The following is an 18434-nucleotide window of genomic DNA, read 5'->3' on the forward strand; positions in this document are numbered from 1 at the left end:
GCGCCTCGGCCCTCGCCTCCCGTCCCCCTCTTCACCCCGGTCCGTCATCGGAGCCCGGCGGCAGGCGAGGTGCCGTCGCCGGCCGCCTCAACGAGTGGCGTCGGACGGCACCGAAGGCAGGTACCGCGGTGGCCGCCAGGCGTCCAGCCGCTGTTCCACCGCCGCCCCCAGCGACAGCAGCTCGGCGTCCTGGCGGTCGCCGGCCATCAGGAGCAGGCCGACCGGCAACTCGCCGACGAACCCGGCGGGCACCGACAACGAGGGGTACCCGGCGACGGCGGCCGGGGTGGAGGACGGGATCACGTCGTTGTCGCCCCGGGCGCAGTCGGTCGTCCAGGCGGGCGGGTTCGCCGGGGAGGCGATGGCGTCCAGGTCATGGGCGGCCATGGTCTCGTCGATGGAGCGCCGGGACAGGTCCTTCAGCTCGGCGCGTGCGGCCCGGTGGCCCGGGTCCGTGGTCGGCGGCGCGACCAGGGCCTGCTCGAACAGCTCCTGACCGGCGAAGCAGGTCCGCTCGGCCGGGTGCGTGCGGTTGAACCCGACCAGCTGGGTGAGGTCGCGAGGCCCGTTACGGGTGGCCAGATAGGCGTCGATGTCCCGGTGGAACTCGCTCAGCAGCACTGGGAACTCCAGTTCCGCGAGCCTGTCCTGGTACGGCGGAGTCACCTCGACGACCTCGGCCCCGGCGGCACGCAGTCGCGCCGCGGTCCGGGTCATCAGCGCGTCCGTCCCGGTGCCGAGGGAGGGGAGCCGCCACAGCCCGATCCTCTTGCCGCGCAGGCCGCCGGGGCGCGTGGCCGCGTCCGTGAGGCCGAGGGTGCGCGCGGCATCGCCGCCGCTGAGCACCGAGAGGGTGATCGCGGTGTCGATGACGTTGCGCGCCATGGGCCCTGCCGTGTCCTGCTCGGCGGAGATCGGGACGACTCCCGACTGGCTGACCAGTCCGAGGCTGGGCTTGTGGCCGACGACCCCGTTCATCCCGGCCGGGCACACGATGGAGCCGTCCGTCTCGGTACCGATCGCCACCTGCGCCAACGACGCGGCGAGCGCGGCGGCCGAACCGGAGGACGATCCGCACGGATTCCGGTCCAGGACGTACGGGTTGTTCGTCTGCCCGCCCACCGCCGACCAGCCCGACGTCGGTTTCGCCGCGCGGAAGTTGGCCCATTCGGACAGGTTGGTCTTGCCGAGGATCACCGCGCCTGCCGCGCGCAGCCTTCCGACCAGGTCCGCGTCCGTGTCCGGTGGACTCCCGGCCAGCGCCGTCGACCCGGCCGTAGTCGGCATGTCGCGGGTGTTCACGTTGTCCTTCAGCAGGACGGGGATGCCGTCGAGCGGACCGCGAACCTTCCCGAGGCGGTGCCTGACGTCGCTGGCGGCCGCTTGGCGCAGGGCCGTCGGGCTGGTGCGCAGCACCGCGTGGATCTTCGGATCGACGGCCTTGATCCGCCGGAGGTACGACAGGGTCAGCTCCGACGAGGTCAGGGCGCCACGCTCCATGCGTTCCTGCAGCTCGGGAATCGTCACCGTGTCCAGGTCCGCTCCGCGCAGGAGCGTCGGCCCGGAGCCGGCGGCCACCGCGGGCTGCCCCGGCACACCCGTCGCCGGCAGGGGTGCCACGGCCAGGGCCGCGGTCAGGGCCGCAATGCTTCGCTTCTTCATGGGAACAGCCCATTCCAGGAGGATCCGCGGGCGCAAGAGACTTCTGCGCCTCCTTTCGCCCCGCACCCGCGCCCCGGCCGGGATGTCCTCAGACCAGGCCGCCGAGCCAGCGGTGGACGGCGAGTGCGGTGGTACGGGCATGCTCCTCCAGCATGGTGAAGTGGTCCCCGGGCACGGTGATCCCGGCGTGCGGCAGGAGCCAGTCCGGGGCGGGTTCGGTGCCCGGCAGCGAGTCCTGGGCCCGTACGTACAGGGTGGGGCAGGCGAGTGGCGCGGGTTTCCAGCCCTTGAAGAGCTCGAAGTATCCGGCCATGGCGGTGAGCCGGCCGGTGTCGTCCGAGGTGAACTCCGCCGCCCGGCGCAGCATGTCCGACGTCATCGCGGAGAGCGCCTCGTCCCGGTCGTCGTGACCGGGTGGATAGGTGTCCACCAGGACGACGGCCACCGGGGCGGCGCCCTCGGCCTCCAGACGCTCGGCCACGGCATGGGCCACCCAGCCACCGGCCGACCGCCCCAGCAGTACCGCAGGGCCTTCGCCCGCGGCTGCGCGTACGGCCGCGGCCTGGGCGGTGACGAGGGCGTCCAGCGAGGCGGGCAGAGCCTCGCGGGACTCGAACCCCGGGTGCCGCACCGCGGAGACCGGCCGCAGTCCTCGTAGCCCGGCACCGAAGCGTGCGTACTCCTGCGGTCCGGACAGTGCGCTGAGCGCGGGGGTGCAGACGAGCCGGGCCCCCGCGCCGCCCGCCGCGAGCACGACGGGTTCGTGCGCGGCGCCGGGCGCCCCGGTCCTGTCGAAGACCGGGCGGAGGCGGGCGGCGACGGTGAGGAGCACCATGCCGTCCCAGCTCCGTCCCCGGGCGCATGCGGTACGGAAGAGCGCACCCAGGGAGTCCGGGGCTCCCTGGGCGTGCGGTGTGCCGGCGGTCCGCGCCCGGGCGTTCGGCGGTGCGCCCCCCTCCCCACCGGCGGTGTCGGGCCGTGCCGGGGCGTCGGGCGCGGCGCCCGCAGGAGGTGCGTCGGCGGCATGGCGGCGGGTCAGTTCGGTGGCGAGCGCGCGCGGTGTCGGGAAGTCGAACAGCAGCGTGGACGGCAGTGCCAGCCCCGTCGATGCCGCGAGTTCGTTGCGCAGATCGACCGCGGCCAGGGAGTCCAGTCCCAGGTCCGCCAGCAGGGCGTCCTCGTCGATCTCGCTCGCCTCGTCCCCGTGGCCCAGGACGCGGGCCGCCAGGGTCCGGACCCTGGCGAGCAGCGCCTCGCCCCGCTCGCCGGGGGCGGCAGCCATCGGCGCCCGGCCGGGCCGGTCCCCGCTCCCGTCACCCGCGTCGGCGGCAGGCATCGGGGGCCGGTTCGCAGCCGGGTCACCGGCGCGGAGAGCGGCCGGGGCGAGGCGGGCCGCCACCACCACGGGTTCGTCACCGGCCACGGCGGCGTCGAAGAGGACCAGGCCCTCCTCGGGCCCGAGCGGGCCGAACCCGGAGCGGGCCATCCGCCGCCGGTCCGCGTCGCCGAGGTGCGCCATCATGCCGTCGTCCTGCTGCCAGGGACCCCAGGCGATCGACGTACCGGGCAGGCCGAGCCGGGCGCGGTGTTGTGCCAGGGCGTCCAGTACGCAGTTGGCGGCGGCGTAGTTGGCCTGGCCGGCGGAGCCGAAGGTACCCGCGATCGAGGAGAACAGCGCGAACACGGCCAGGTCGTGTCCCCCGGTCAGTTCGTGCAAGGTGAGAGCGGCGTCCGCCTTGGGGCGCAGCACCCGCCTCAGACGGTCGGGGGTGAGTGCCGCGACGACACCGTCGTCCAGCACCCCCGCGCTGTGCACCACACCGGTCAGCGGGTGGGCGGCCGGTACGGCGTCGAGCAGGGCGGCGAGCGCGGTCCGGTCCGCGATGTCGCAGGCGTGAGCGGCCACCTCGGCGCCCGCCGCACGCAGTTCCGCGACCAGTTCCCGGGCCCCCGGTGCGTCCGGTCCGCGCCGGCCGGCGAGCAGCAGATGCCGGACGCCGTGGGCGGCGACCAGGTGCCGTGCCACCAGCTTGCCCAGGGAACCTGTGCCGCCGGTGACCAGGACGGTGCCCTCCGGGTCGAGGGGACGCCGCTTCTGGGGCTCCGGTGCCGTCCCGGCCAGTGGCGTCAGCTTCGGCGCGTATGCCGTCCCTCGGCGTACGGCTGTCTCCGGCACCGGGGCGGCCAGCAGGGCGGGCAGGGCGTTCCAGGAGTCCGGGTGGTCGTCCACGTCGATCAGGGCGAAGCGGCCGGGGTTCTCGCGCAGGGCCGAGCGGACCAGGCCCCACACCGGTGCGTGCGACGGTACGGACGACGCTTCGCCGGATCGGCCGTCATTCCCGTGACCGTCGCCGGCCGGGGTGACGGCGCCGGACGTCACGAGAACGAGACGGGAGCGGGACAGGTGCGGTCGGGCGAGCCACTCCTGCACGAGTCCCAGCGTCCAGTCCGCTGCCCGCAGCAACTCGGCGGCCTGGTCCTGCGCGTCGCCGGTCGCGGCGGGCGGCGTCGGGCACGGGGCCACTACGACGGTCGACGACGCGTCGCACGCCGCCGCTCCGGCGTACACCGGGACACCGGATCCCAGCGCCGCGAGGGCGTCCACCGGCCGTGTGCCCGCCGTGCCCAGAACTCCCCAGCGGGGCATCGCCACGGGGACGGGCGGTTCGGTCAGCGGTACCCAGTCCGTCCGGTGGAGAGCACCGGCGGCCGCGTCCGCCGTCGCCGATCCGGTGCGCGGCAGGGGCCGGAGAGTCAGCGAACGGATCGTCGCCACCGGTGAGCCCGTCCCGTCGGTCAGCTCCACTCCGGCCTGCCCGTCGGCCCCGGGTGTCGTCCGTACCCGCAAGCGCTGGACGCGGGCGCTGTGCACACGAACCCCGCTGAAGGCGAACGGCAGGGACAACCCGCTGGCTTCCGGACCGGCCGTCCCGGAACCGTTCGTGACGATGCTGTCCAGGGCCAGGGCGTGCAGCGCCGCATCGAGCAGCGCGGGATGCAGGACGAATCCCGGGCCGTCCGCCTCCTGCCCCGGGGCGCGGGCCGCGTCGGGCAGGACGACCTCGGCGTACAGCTCCTCACCGTGGCTCCAGGCGGCGCGCATGCCCTGGAAGGCGGGGCCGTAACGCAGCCCGTCGGCGGCCAGCCGCTCGTACGGTCCGGTGTCCGGATCGTCGGCGCGCAGTGGCATCGCCGCCTCCGGCGGCCATGAGGTGTGGCCGCCGGTCCCGGTGGTGGCCGCTTCCCGGTCCGTGGGCGGCCGGGCCGGCGAGAGGGTGCCGCCGGCGTGCCGTTGCCAGGGCCGGTCGCCCGCCGGTGTGTGCGGCCGGGAGTGGAAGAGCACGGTCCGCCGCCCCGCGCCGTCCGGTCCCGCCACCTTCACCTGCAATTCGACGGTGCCTTCCGGTGGCAAGGGCAGCGGCGCGGTCAGCACGAGCTCGTCCAGCTCGGCCGCGCCCGCCGACTCACCGGCGTGGAGGGCCATTTCGACGAAAGCGGTGGCGGGCAGCAGAATCTCCCCCGCCACCACGTGGTCGGCGAGCCACGGCTGGTCGTGCACCGAGAGCAGCCCGCTCAGCAGCACCCCGCCGTCGTCGGCCGTGCGGGTGACCGACCGCAGGAACGGATGGGTGGCCCCGTCCGCGGGGGACACGGGCGGGCGGCCCGGGTCGGGCTCCAGCCAGAACCGGCGGCGCTGGAAGGGGTACGTGGGCAGCGCGACGCGCCGCCCGCCCCGCCCGGCGAAGACTGTCTGCCAGTCGACGGGCACGCCGTGGGCGTGCAGTGCGGCCAGCGTGTCGAGCAGGGCGTCCGCTTCCGGCCTCGCCCGGCGCAGGGTCGGCAGGACCAGCGGTGCCGGGCCCCGCCCGCCGCCGCCCGTTGCGCCCGTGTCCGGGTCGGCCGGGGCCGGTCCGGACGGGGTGAGGCAGTCCCGTACCAGGCCGGTGAGCACCCCGTCCGGTCCCAGTTCGACGTAGTGTGCCGCTCCTCGGTCACCCAGGTACGCCACCGAATCGGCGAAGCGGACCGGCCGGCGGACGTGGTCCACCCAGAACTCCGTTGTGCACAGCTCCTCGTCGGTGGCCGCCCGGCCCCGTACGGCGGTGATCAGGGGCAGCCGCGGCGCGGCGAAGGACAGGCTCCGGACCACGTTCGCGAAGTCGGCCAGCGCGGGTTCCATCCGAGCGGAGTGGAAGGCATGGCCGACCCGCAGACGCGTCGCCGAACGGCCCCGCTCCCTGAAGTACGCGGCGACCTCTTCCACCGCGGCCTCGTCGCCGGAGACGACCACCGAGGCGGGCCCGTTGACCGCGGCGATCTCCACCGCGCACCCGGACTCGGACTCGGCGAGGTGCGCGGCCACCTCGTCCGGGTCGGCGGCCACGGCCGCCATCGCGCCGCCCGGCGGCAGTGCGTCCATGAGCCGGCCCCGGGCGGCCACGAGTGTGCACGCGTCCCCGAGGGACAGCACCCCGGCGACGTGTGCCGCCGTCACCTCGCCCACCGAGTGCCCGGCCACCAGGTCCGGGCGTACCCCCCAGGCCTCGAACTGCCGGAACAGGGCGGTCTCCAGGGCGAAGAGAGCCGGTTGCGCGAACCGGGTCGTGTGCAGCAGCGCACCCGCCTTTGTACCGGGCTCGGCGAACACGACGTCCCGCAGGGGCACCGGCAGCAGTGTGTCGAGCAGGGCGCAGCACTCGTCCCACGAGTCGGCGAAGGCCGGATGCAGTTCCCGCGACTCGTACAGCTCCCGGCCCATGCCGACGCGCTGGGCACCCTGGCCGGTGAACAGCACGGCCGTCGGGCCGTGGTGGCGGGACGTGCCCGTGTGCACGCCGGGCCGGTCGCCGCCCTCGGCCACGGCCCGCAGGGCGCCGAGCAGTTCGGCACGGTCCCGGGCCACCAGCACGGCCCGGTGGTCGAAGACGGCGCGCGTGGTCGCGAGCGAGTACCCGATGTCCGCCGGGGCGGCATCGGGGGCGGCGGCCATGTGGTCGTGCAGTTGTCGTGCCTGGGCCCGCAGCCCCGGCAGGCTCCTGGCCGACACCGGAACGGCCACCGCGGCCGGTCCGGGACGTGCCGTGCCTTCCGGCTCCGCCACGGCACGCGGAGGCTCTTCGAGCACCACATGGGCGTTGGTGCCGCTGATGCCGAACGAGGACACCCCCGCCCGGCGCGGACGGCCCGTGGCGGGCCACTCCATCGCCCGGCTGAGCAGCTCGATCCGCCCTGTCGACCAGTCGACACGGGGGGTCGGTTCGTCGGCGTGCAACGTACGCGGCAGCACTCCGTGGTGCATCGCCTGCACCATTTTGATCAGGCCGGCCACTCCGGCCGCTGCCTGGGTGTGGCCGATGTTCGACTTCACCGAGCCCAGCCGGAGGGGGTGTTGCCGTTCGTGGCGCCCGTACGTCGCGAAGAAGGCCTCCGCTTCGATGACGTCCCCCAGCCGGGTGCCGGTGCCGTGCGCCTCCACCGCGTCGATGTCGCCGGGATTCAGCCCAGCGTCCACGAGGGCCTGCCGGATCACCCGCTGCTGTGCCGGTCCGTGCGGTGCGGTCAGTCCGTTGCTCGCCCCGTCCTGGTTGACCGCCGAGCCGCGCACCACGGCCAGTACCGGAAGTCCCGCGCGGCGCGCCTCGGACAGCCGGCTGAGCAGCAGCATGCCGGCGCCCTCGGCCCATCCGGTGCCGTCGGCGGACGCGCCGAAGGCCTTGCAGCGGCCGTCCGGGGACAGCGCCCGCTGGCGGCTGAACTCGACGAACGACGAGGGCCCCGACATCACCGTGGCACCGCCGGCCAGCGCGAAGGCGCACTCGCCCCGGCGCAGCGCCTGGGCCGCCAGGTGCAGGGCCACCAGGGACGAGGAACACGCGGTGTCCACGGTGAGGGCCGGGCCTTCGAGCCCGAAGGTGTAGGCGATACGCCCCGAGGCGACGCTTCCGGCGTTGCCGAGGCCGAGGTAGCCCTCGACGTGTTCGGGCGTCCTCGTCAGGTGGCGGGCGTAGTCGCTGTACATCAGCCCGACGTACACCCCGGTCGGCGAGCCGCGCAGGGTACCGGGGACGAGACCGGCGTGCTCGAAGGCCTCCCACGCCACTTCGAGCAGCAGTCGGTGCTGCGGGTCCATGGCCAGGGCCTCGCGGGGCGAGATGCCGAAGAAGCCGGGGTCGAAGCGGTCCACGCCGGAGAGGAAGCCGCCCTCGCGCACGTACGTCCGTCCGGAGCGCCCGGGGTCCGGGTCGTACAGCTCCCGGGTGTCCCAGCCCCGGTCGGTGGGGAAGGGGCCGATGGCGTCCCTCCCGTCGGCCACCAGCTGCCACAGTTCTTCGGGAGAGGTCACGTCTCCGGGGTAGCGGCAGGCCATTCCCACGATCACCACGGGGTCGTCGTCCGAGCGGGCCGAACTCCGGTTCAGGGGCCCGGCGTCGGCCTGCGCGGCGGCGTTCCGTTCTCCGAGGTGGGCGGCGAGCGCGGCAACGGTGGGGAAGTCGAAGGCGACGGCCTCGGAGAGCGGCAGGCCGGTCACGGCCGACAGTCGTTCCCGCAGCACTGTCGCCGTCAGGGAGTCCATGCCCAGGTCCCGCAGTGCCGTGCGCGGTTCCACCTCCCGGGCCGGGCAGCCGAGCACGGCCGCCGCCTCGTTCCGCACCAGGGTCAGCAGGTCCTCCGACGGCTGCCCGGCGGCCTCCGCGCCCAGCGCCCGCGCCGGCAGTCCGGCGAGGTCGCGCCGCAGGATCTTTCCGGAACCGGTACGCGGAATCTCCGCCACCTCGAAGAGTTCGGCGGGCACCTTGTAGCCGGAGAGTTCCGCACGGCAGGCGGCGAGGACGCGCCCCCTGTCCAACGCGCCGTCACCGGGCTCGGGGACCAGATAGGCGACCGGTACTTCACCGAAGGAGGGGTGCGGGCGTCCGGCCACGGCGGCGTCCGCCACCCCCGGCAGTCGCCGCAGCACGGCTTCCACTTCCGAAGGGTGGATGTTCACCCCGCCCCGGATGATGAGATCACTCGCCCTGCCTGTGATCGTCAGTTCGCCGGAGGCGTCGATCCTGGCCAGGTCCCCCGTGCGGAACCAGCCGTCGCGCAGTACTTCCGCGGTGGCTTCCGGCCTGCCGTGGTAACGGGCCATGATCCCGGGCCCGCTGACCCACAGCTCGCCCTCCCCCGTGTCCCGGCCGTCGGTGCCGCCGCCGACCCGGACCCGGGTGCCGGGCAGCACCCGGCCGCACGATGTCGCCTCGCCCGGCGCCGGCATGGTCACCGGGCCCGCCTCCGTGCTGCCGTAGTGCTCCAGGTAGGGGGCACCGCAGATCGCCTCGAAGGACTCGCGGAACCCGGGCCCCGCCGCGGCGCCCGCACTGACGCAGCCCCGCAGCGCGGGCGCGCCGAGACCGCCGCCGCTCTCCTCGCCCCGCACCGCGTCGAGCAGCGCCGAGTACGTGGTCGGGACGCCGCCGAGCAGGGTGAACGAGGTGTCCCCACCCCGGAGTTCGGCCAGCACCCCCGCGACCGAGAACCGGGGCAGCAGCACCGCGCTCGCCCCGACCGCGGTCACCCCGAGGAAACAGACGATCTGGCTCATCGCGTGGTGGAGGGGCAACGGCCACAGCACGTGGTCCTGTTCGGACAGGCCCAGGGCGCCGACAAGGCCCGCCGCGACCGGGGCCAGGCGGTTGCGCTGGGTGGACAGGACGCCCTTGGCCGCGCCGGAGGAGCCCGAGGTGTAGAGCAGCCAGGCCACTTCGTCCAGTGCGAGATCGTCCCGGGCCGGCGTGCTCGGCTCCGTACCCGCCAGCTCCTCGTACCGCAGAACGCCGCCCGCGACCGCGGCGGGCCCGCCCCCGGTGCCGCCGCCCTCGTCCGCCGGTCCCTCGGGGCCCGTGCACGAGGACGGGTCACCCGCCTCCCCTTCGTCGCCTCCCCCGACCGCCACCACGGTCAGCCCGGGCCGGGACGGCAACGCGGGCCGCCGTGCCAGGCCGGCGTAATCGGTGATGAGCACCCGGGCCCCGCTGTCGTCCAGCAGGCGGGTCAGTTCCTCGTCCGGGTTCCCGGGGTCCAGAGGCACGCCCACGCCACTCGCCCGGGTGACGGCGAGCAGGCTCTCGACCGCCTCGACCCGGTTGCCGAGCAGTACGGCCACCCGTTCACCGCGCGCCAGGCCGAGTCCGGCCAGGTGGCCGGCCAGCCGTGCGGTCCTTCGTTCCAGTTCCCGGTAGGTCACACGCGTGAACACGTCCTGGAAGCAGACCTTGTCCCCGAGGCGCCGGGCATGGTCCCCGAGCAGTTCCGGCAGTGTTCTGACGATGTCGGCGTGCGTACCCACCGCATGACCTCCCTGAGACGACCCGACGTTGAGGACGACGGCATGGTTCACCGGGTTGCCTCCCGGCGACGGGCGGACGGCGCGGGCAGCGGCGGCCGGACGAACTCCCGCTCGACGCCTGTCAGTTCATGGCGTCTTGTCACCCGTCCATGATCCACCACGCGAGATCACTCCAGGACACCGCCTTGGCAGGCCCTGCCCCGTGGCCCGTCCGTCGGTTCACACCGACTCGCGGCCGGTGGCGGAGGCGAAGCCCAGCCAGCTGTGGCGGTTGCCCCACCAGCACCAGCCGACCTTCGGGGCATTACGCCGCTCGCGGCCGTCCCGCCCGGTGCCGTTGCTGATCCAGACCGCCGGGGTGCGGGCGTCGAAGCCGCCGTTCGCCTTGCGCAGCCGGGAACCGATGGTCATGAAGCAGCGGTTGCGCTCCAGGGCCTCCGGCTGCTGGAGCACCCACTGGATGCCCTCGGTGAGCAGCAGCGGAGAGCGGTCCTCCTCGGTGAGGGCGGGCAACGCCTCCTCCGGGCTCCAGTCGGCCTTGTCGTCGCCGCGGTCGATGCCGGTCACGAGGTAGAGGGAGGCCTCGGGCAACTCGATGTCCACCGGGGCGAACCGGTCGACGTCGGGCATGTCGACGACGACGAATCCGGGCTTGCCGTCACGTCGGAGCAGCGGCGCGAGGGCGGAGGCGGGGGCGCGGTCCGGGTGGACGACGAGCAGGGCATCGGTGCGGTCGCCGCCGGCGCCTTCGGCGAAGGCGCGCATCTCGTCGGCGGGTATGCCCGCGAGTTCGGGCACCCCCAGTGCGCTCAGGCGCTCGGCCTGAGCGGTGAGCGACGGGAGCGGGCCGACCGTGGTGCTGGTGGAAGCGGTGCCGGGCACAGTACTCCTCGGTTCGTGGTACAGAGCGAGTGGATCAACGGTGCGGCCGGCCGGGTTGTTCCCGCCGGACGGGCCTAGGGACTCAGCACCGACGCGATCTCGGTACGTGAGTCGATCGCGAGCTTGGTGAGGATGCGCTCGACATGCGTGTCCGCGGTCCGTTTGGAGATCACGAGTCGCTCGGCGACCTCCCGGTTGGACAGTCCCCGTGCGACCAGCGCGGCGACCTCCCGCTCCCGCGGGGTGAGTACGTCGGTCGCCGGGGACCCCGGCCTGCTGCGGGGCAGTCGCTGCCCGGCCAGTGGGCTGTCGGTGTCCGCGCGGACCGCGTCCAGGATCTCGGTCCCCGACAGCCGGGCCCCCACGCCGTACCAGCGTTCGTACTCCGTGTCTCCCAGCGTTTCCCGCACGGCGTTCCGGGTCGCCTCCTGCTGTTCCAGCACGGACGTCAGCATGGCCACGGGGTCGCCGCCGAGCCGCCGCGCGCCTTCCGCGTATCCCAGCAGCCAGGCCGCCCTGACGTGGCGTTCCTGCTGTGCGGCGTGCCAGGCCAGGCCCAGACAGCAGAGCGCGGCGACCAGCACGTCTCCGATCTCGCTCATGGCGTCCAGGGCCTGCCGCAGCGCTTCGGCGCCCTCCTCGTGGCGTCCGGCGAGCCAGAGGATGAGGCCCTCCGCCATGAGTGTGGATCCGTAGAACTGACGATCGCCCGTGTCGTGCAGATGGGCCAGCCCCACCTCGCACAGTTCGAGGGCCCCGTCGGTGTCCCCGAGCACCGCCCGCAGCAGCGCGCCCTCGTAGTGGACCATGCTGATGCCGAGCGAGTCGCCCACGGCGACGATCCGCCGGCGTCCCTGTTCCAGCTCGGCCAGTCCCTCCTCGATCTCGCCGCAGAGCGCTCTCATCGCCCCGATGTAGGGCTCGGTGAACATCGCCACGCGCTGTTCGTCGCAGTTCAGCGCCACCTCCCGCGCCTCCCGGAAGAAGGTGGGTGCCTCCGCGAGGTCGGCGGTCCAGGTGGCGAACACGCCGGTCATGAACAGGCCCCAGGCCCGCTCCGCGCAGTCCTCGGGCACCAGGCGGAGCCCCTTGTCGATCCAGTACCGCCCCTCCGACAGGGTGCCGGTCGCCCGCCAGTGCGGGGCGAGCTGCACGGCGAGGCTCAGCCCTTCCGCCGCGCGGCCAGGGGCTGTGAAGGCGTACTTCATCGCGGCCCGGATGTCGGCGATCTGGCCGCGTACCGCCTGATGAAGCTCGGTCTGGGCCGGAGAGATGAGTTCGGCCCACAGGCGACCGGCCGTGTCGCGATGGTGTTCGAAGTGCCGCCCGCGCACGGCGGCCGCGTTGCTCTCCTCGTCGAGGCGCTCGGCACCGTATTCACGGATCGTGTCCAGGAGCCGGTAGCGCGCCCCGGCCTCGCCCACGCGTTGCACGACCGACTTGTCCACCAGGCCGAACAGCGCCTCCAGGACCGCGTCGGACGGGAGCCCGTCGCCCCCGCCCACCCGTTCCGCGGCCGACAGCTCGAACGGTCCGGCGAAGACGGACAGGCGTGCCCACAGCAGGCGCTCCGCCGGGGTGCAGAGCTCGTGGGACCAGCCGATGGTCGTACGCAGCGTCTGGTGCCGGGCGCAGGCCGCCCGCTGCCCGCCGGTGAACACCTCGAACCGGCGGTCCAGCCGGGACACCAGCTCGGCAAGTGGTGCCACCCGCAGGCGTACCGCGGCCAGTTCGAGAGCGAGCGGGATTCTGTCGAGCCGTTCGACCAGTGCCAGCGTCTGTGTCCGGTTGGCCTCGGTGACGGTCCAGCCGGGCAGCACGCGGGCGGCCCGCTGTGTGAACAGTTCCACGGCGTCGTCCACGCCGAGCGGCGCGATCGGCATCGTCCGCTCGTCGGCAACGTCGAGGGGCTGCCGGCTGGTGGCCAGTACGCACACCTCGGCGGCCTCGCGCAGCAGGACGTCGCAGAGTACGGCGCAGGCGTCGATCATGTGCTCGCAGGTGTCGAGCACGATGAGCAGTTGCTGCCCCTTGAGATGGCCGACGACCGCGTCCAGCGGTTCCATCCCGGCCTGGTCCGGGACTCCGAGCACGGTGGCCAGCGTCGCGGGTACGAGTTCCGGGTCGGAGAGGGCCGAAAGTTCGGCCAGCCACACCCCGTCCGGAAACCGTTCCCGCAGTCCCTCCGCCGCGCGCAGAGCGGTGCGGCTCTTGCCGACGCCTCCGGGGCCCACCAGCGTGACCAGCCGTACTTCGCCGAAGGCCTCCTGAATCAGCGAGATCTCCTCGGTACGTCCGACGAAGCTGGTCCGCTCGGCGGGGGGTTGCCCGCTGCGCCGCTGCCCGAAGCCGAATCCCATGGGGCCCCCGTGGTGATCAAGTTCTCGCGCCTCTGCGAGAGGTCAGCACAGTGTAGATGCGCGACTCCGGAGCGTTGCCGATGTTCGAACGGGAAGGCGGGTACGGGCGGGGCGCAGAGAACCCGGCACCCGCCCCGCCTCACCCCGCCGCACTCAGTCGGCGTTCCGGTCCTGCCGCTCCTCGACCACCAGGACGCTCTTCCCCGTGACCCGCCCGCTTTCGAGCATCGTGTGCGCTTCGGCGGCCCTGGCCAGCGGGAACGTCGCGTGAATCCGCGGCCTCAGTGCGCCGGAGGCGGCCAGGGCGGCAGGCGCAGTTCATCGACCGGCCGGTACCGGAGCCGTCCGGGCAGAGCACCTCCGCCACCCGTCAGTGGGCCCTGGAGCGGCTGCACGAGCCGTTGGCCCTGACCGACCTCGCCGCCCATGCCCGGATGAGCCGCCGTACGTTCGCGCGGCGCTTCCAGAACGAGGCGGGGATCCGCCCGGGCCGCTGGCTCACCCAGCAGCGCGTCGCCCGGGCCCGGCACCTCCTGGAATCCACCGACCTGCCCGTGGACGAGGTCGCCACGCAGACCGGCTTCGGCAACGACACATCGCTGCGCCAGCATCTGCACGCGGCCATCGGTGTCTCCCCGCTCGCCTACCGCAGGACGTTCCGAGGAGCGGCCACGGCCGGGGCCAATGCCTGACGGCCGGCACGGACAGGACGGAACCAGACGGCCGCAGCCGGCACCGGACCCGGCATCGGACCGGGAGCTCTGGTCACAGGGCGAAACTCTCGGTGTGGATCCGCTTCTGCGGAACCCCTGCCTGGACGAGTGCCGCCACCGCCGCGACGGTCATGCCGTGCGGCCCGCACAGATAGACGTCGCGCCTGGCCAGGTCGGGGACCAGACTGCGCAGCGTCTGCGGGGCGAGCGGATTGAACGAGGCGTCGGACGGGCCGAGCAGATAGTGCAGTCCCGCCTGACGGAACGCGGCTATGGCCTCCAGTTCCTCCCGCAGTACCAACTGCTCCTCGCTGCCGGCCCGGTAGAGCAGGGTGATGTCGCCGGGTCCGCCCGGTAGCGCCTCGAAGAGCGCCCGCATCGGTGTGATTCCCACGCCGCCCGCGAGCAGCAGCACCTTGCGCCGCTTGCGTCTGTGGGCCGTCATGGCACCGAACGGACCCGTGGCCAGCACCCGCGTACCGGGCTTGAGCCTTCGGATCCGCCGGGTGTGGTTCCCGACCGCCTTGACGGTGATCCTGAGCTTGTTGTCCCGCACGGGCGCGGAGAGCGAGAACGGCAGCGCGGAGTGCCAGACCCGGCGCTGCAGGAACCGCCAGCGGAAGAACTGCCCGGCCTCCGCCTGGAGTTCGTCGAGACCGTCCCCCTCCATCACGACCGAGAACACATCGGGCCCCTCGGCCCTGACCTCCACGACCCGCAGGTTGTGCTTCAGTGCCTGGCGTACGGGGACGACGAGCCGGTACCGGACCAGCAGCACGACGACCGTGGCGTGCAGCAGCGCCCACAGCCAGAAGGCACAGGTGTTGTCGGCGAGATCCGGACCGGTCATCTGATGCGCGACCCCGAGCGCGGCTCCGAGGTAGGTGAGCAGGTGCACCGCCCGCCAGGTCTCGTGCGGGATCCGGCCGCGTATCGACCGCGCCGATACGGCTCCGGCAGCGCACAGCAGCACCAGTCCGAGTGTGGCGAACGCCAGTTGCGTACGGCTGAGCATCTGCAACGCGGAGGTCAGCAGGTCGTTCCCGTGGCGTGCGGCGGATCCGCACAGTGCGAGCAGCGCATGCCCCAGACACAACAGCAGCACCCAGCGCCCGCTCCACGCGTGCCACCGCGCGAGCCGGTCGGCGCCGACGCCGTGTTCGAGGGCGGGCACCCGTGCCATCAGGAAGAACATGCCCAGAGCGCCGTAGCCGGCGAGCAGGCCGGTGAGATGGGCGAACGTCGCGAACAACTCGTCGAGCCGGAGCGTCGGCCGCATGCCCACGGCCCACAGGGCCAGGACCCAGAGGACACCCGCGACCAGCCCGCCCCGCAGGGACTTCGGAGAGATCCTCAAGGGCACCGAAAGCCGGGTTCCGGCGGGGAAGGCCTGCTTCGCGACTCGTGCCAGCTGCTCGCGGCGCGACCCCGCAGGCTGCTCGCGGTGCCTCGTCCGCGCGGACGCCGCGGGCGCCGAGCGGCCCGCGGCATGCCGCGGGCCCGGAGCCGGACCGGGGGACGCGGGTCCGGTGCGCGAGGCGCGCCGCCGGCCCACCGGAGCGCCCGTCGGCCGAATTGCGGAGAGGTTCATATTCACTTCAGGATGGTCCCGGGTTTCCACAGAGCTGAACCTAGCTGCTGGAATCGCACGAAAACTCCGGCAGCGGCTTCCTTGAGGATCCTTAAGGTTTTCTTGAGTCTGGCTTTCGGACCGAATAAGAACTGCTCCACGGCGACCGGTTCGCACGGTTCACGCACCGCGAATTACGGCGCTTGCCACATCTGCCGGAAATCAATGGCACCAGGTTTCGACTTCTGATGCGCGGCTGCCTGCAATCGTCATTCGTGCGGCGTGACGGTTGGGGTCATGCGCCGGCCGGAGTTCGGGAAGGGAATGCGGGGCCCTGCCCGAACTCCTTCACCGATGCGTCCGGCACATCCGGCACGGGGTAAAGGGTCACCCCGCCGGGCAGGGACTGTGCAGGGGCAGGGGGCGGCGGTTCGGGCCACTCCGAGGGCGCCGGCATCAGTTCGGGGACGCCTTCTGTCCGGGCCGGTGCCGTCCCGAACCGCGCCCAGGGCACGGCCTCAGCCGTGGCGGGCCACTCCTGCGCGGCCACCAGCACGTGCCGCCCGTCCCCGGCGGACAGCGGTGCGGGGAACCCGTCGTCGTCCGCTTCGATGGTCAGTACGCCGGCATGCATGGGAGCCGGGGCTCCTCCTCGCACCCCGTGCAGATGCACGGCGTCTCCGGGCGCGGCGTGTTTCTTCGCACCCTCGGACGCGGTCACCACGACGCCTTCGGCGGGGCGACCCCGGCGACGGCCGGTCGGTCCGGATCCGTTGCGCGAAGGGGCCGTCGAGCTGCGCGGGACCATGTCCGCGGCAGGGCGCCGGGCACGTCGGCGGCCGCTGCCACCGGTGTCCGGGACCTCCGCGGATGGCCTCGGAACGGGCAGGGCGTGCCGGGCATCCGGGGAAGGCTGCGAGGTGGTGGTTCTCCTGTCCGCCACGACGGGCACTTCGAGGACGTACGCGGTCCCGCCCGTCTCCCGCACCTCGCGCGTCCGCACCACACCGCCGTGCGCGGCGACGATCCCCCGCACGATGGGCTGATGCACAGGATCGCCGCCGATGTGCGGCCCGCGGACCTCGATCCGTACGGTGTCGCCCCACTGTGCTGCCACGACGACGATGGTCGGGTCGACACCCGCGGCGCCCATGTCATCGTCGATGCCGGCCACGTCCGCGACGAGGTGGGCGAGCGCGGTCGCGAGCCGTTCCGGGTCGATCTCCGCCTCGATCGGCGGTGTGTCCACGGAGAACCGGAGCCGGCCCGGGCCGATCAGTTCGACGGCGCCGTCGATGCCGTCGTCCACCACTTGGTCGAGCAGCACGGCTTTCCTGCGCAGCCCGTCCGTGCCCGCGTCGAGCCGCTGATATCCCAGCACGTTGTTCACGAGGGCGGTCATCCGGGCGTATCCGGCCGACAGGTGCTGCAGGAGCTGGTTGGCCTCCGGCCACAGGTGAAAGGCATCGTCGGCCGCCAGGGTGCCGAGTTCGGTACGCAGTCGCTCAAGAGACCCGTGCAGGGCCCCGTCCAGGACGGCCTCCAGCTGCGCGTGCCGGGCGTCCAGGGCCGCGTAACGCTCCTCGCGCCGGTCCAGTTCGGTGTTGTGCCGCTCCGTGAGGTCGGCGAGCTGTGCCTGGTGCTTCTGTGTGAGCTGTTCGTAGGGGCGCTGATCGGTGAACGTCATGACCGCGCCGACGAGTTGACTCCCGTCGCGTACCGGCGCGGTGGTGATGTCGACGGGAATCCGTTCGCCGTCCTGTGCCCACAGGACCTGCTCGCGGACCCGGTGCTTGCGACCGGATCCGAGGGTGTCGGAGAGCGGTGACTCCTCGTACGGGAAGGGCTCGCCGTCCGCCCGGGAGTGCAGGATCAGCGGGTGGAGCTGCTGTCCGCCGAGCTGGCTGGCCCGGTAGCCGAGGATCTGTGCCGCGGCCGGGTTGACCAGTACGACGCGGCCCTCGGCGTCGGTGCCGACGACCCCTTCCGACGCCGCCCGGAGGATCATCTCCAACTGCCGTTGGGAACGCCCCAGCTCGGTCTCGGCATCAAGGGTGCCTGCGAGGTCCCGTACCACCAGCAGGAGAAGCCGGTCATCGCTGTGGCCGTCGTACGGGTCGGGCGTCTCGCGCCGGTCGTCCAGGTGGACGCCGGTGACCTCGGCGGCGAACTCGTTGCCGTCGGCGCGCCGGGCGACCATGCGTGCGGGCGCGGGGCGGCCCTGCCCGCCGGCGTCCCCGGGCAGCGGCATCGAGCCCGGGAGAAGGCGTGGGTCGAAGTCCGGCAGCAGGTCGAACAGCCCACGGCCGACCAGCACGGTGCCGGGCATTTCGAACATGCCGAGGGCCATGGTGTTGGCATTGACGATCGTGCCGTTGCTGTTCACGAGCACGAGGCCGTCGGGGAGGGCGTCAAATATGGCCGCAAGGCGGTCGGCACCTCGGGATGGTCTGATGTTCACGACGACGCTTCCTTCCTGAACCACCGCAGCTTGCCTGCCGGCACTCCGGGACCGGCAGCTTCCTGCCGTCCGGAGCACGGGCGGGTGAAGGGTGTTGGGTACGGTCCGCCCGCGCAGGTGCGCCGTCGCGGTGTGGGCTGCGACAACAGCGCCCTGCACGGGCACGCGGCATCGGGCCGATTCGACTCGCCGCATTGCCACTTGATGTGCGCGGCGAGGGGGCGCCGCGACACGGGGCGAGGGGAGGTCAGCGGCCGCCTGCCGCCGAGCGACGGCGACCGAGGGCGAACACCGCCATCGCGCCGATCGACAGTACGGCGGCCCCGGCGATGGCGATGTAGGGCGTGTTGCTGTTGCCGCCGGTCTCGGCGAGTTCGGTGTCCGGGGCCTGCCCGGTGGTGCCGTCACCCCCGTTGGCCTCGGGTCCGGCGGCCGCACCGGCGGCCTTCGGCGCGGC

Annotated in this window: 7 protein-coding genes and 2 pseudogenes; 1 reads left to right on the forward strand and 8 read right to left on the reverse strand. The window is 73.2% G+C overall.

Translation table 11 applies throughout. The features are described 5' to 3' along the window. Positions 1 to 87 precede the first annotated feature (87 nt). From EES42_RS33180 to EES42_RS33200, 5 genes and pseudogenes are all read right to left on the reverse strand, one after another. Positions 88 to 1662, reverse strand: coding sequence for an amidase family protein (locus EES42_RS33180; RefSeq protein WP_124721911.1), 1575 nt, complete (start codon positions 1660 to 1662; stop codon positions 88 to 90). Between the two features lie 88 nt (positions 1663 to 1750). Beyond that, positions 1751 to 9991 carry a type I polyketide synthase gene (locus EES42_RS33185; protein WP_124721912.1) on the reverse strand — a complete coding sequence of 2747 codons (8241 nt, stop codon included), beginning with the start codon at positions 9989 to 9991 and terminating at the stop codon, positions 1751 to 1753. Positions 9992 to 10210: 219 nt separating this feature from the next. Next, a complete protein-coding gene (locus EES42_RS33190; protein WP_124721913.1) occupies positions 10211 to 10873 on the reverse strand; it encodes a DUF5701 family protein in 663 nt (220 codons plus the stop codon). Between the two features lie 74 nt (positions 10874 to 10947). Further along, a complete protein-coding gene (locus EES42_RS33195) occupies positions 10948 to 13233 on the reverse strand; it encodes an ATP-binding protein (RefSeq protein ID WP_124721914.1) in 2286 nt (761 codons plus the stop codon). A 153-nt stretch (positions 13234 to 13386) separates the two neighbouring features. Beyond that, a pseudogene (locus EES42_RS33200) lies at positions 13387 to 13548 on the reverse strand (zinc-binding dehydrogenase); the annotation flags it as partial. Between EES42_RS33200 and EES42_RS33205 the strand changes: the two are divergent. Beyond that, positions 13530 to 13925, forward strand: a pseudogene (locus EES42_RS33205) (helix-turn-helix domain-containing protein); the annotation flags it as partial. The pseudogenes EES42_RS33200 and EES42_RS33205 overlap by 19 nt on opposite strands. A gap of 73 nt (positions 13926 to 13998) precedes the next feature. Here the strand turns inward: EES42_RS33205 and EES42_RS33210 are convergent. The 3 genes from EES42_RS33210 to EES42_RS33220 all read right to left on the reverse strand — a co-directional run. Further along, on the reverse strand, positions 13999 to 15309 hold the full coding sequence (locus EES42_RS33210) for a ferredoxin reductase family protein (protein WP_241196748.1): 1311 nt from the start codon (positions 15307 to 15309) through the stop codon (positions 13999 to 14001). 502 nt (positions 15310 to 15811) lie between these two features. Further along, a complete protein-coding gene (locus tag EES42_RS33215; RefSeq protein WP_124721916.1) occupies positions 15812 to 17977 on the reverse strand; it encodes a PAS domain-containing protein in 2166 nt (721 codons plus the stop codon). A gap of 247 nt (positions 17978 to 18224) precedes the next feature. After that, on the reverse strand, positions 18225 to 18434 hold a 210-nt coding region (locus EES42_RS33220; protein WP_124722218.1), incomplete at its 5' end, for an LAETG motif-containing sortase-dependent surface protein.

This window comes from Streptomyces sp. ADI95-17, assembly GCF_003846175.1.
Lineage (GTDB): Bacteria > Actinomycetota > Actinomycetes > Streptomycetales > Streptomycetaceae > Streptomyces > Streptomyces sanglieri.

Excerpts from the sequence above, each read along its gene's own strand:
- EES42_RS33195 (WP_124721914.1), bottom strand. The coding sequence starts at position 13,233 with ATGGGATTCGGCTTCGGGCAGCGGCGCAGCGGGCAACCCCCCGCCGAG.
- EES42_RS33180 (WP_124721911.1), bottom strand. The coding sequence starts at position 1,662 with ATGAAGAAGCGAAGCATTGCGGCCCTGACCGCGGCCCTGGCCGTGGCA.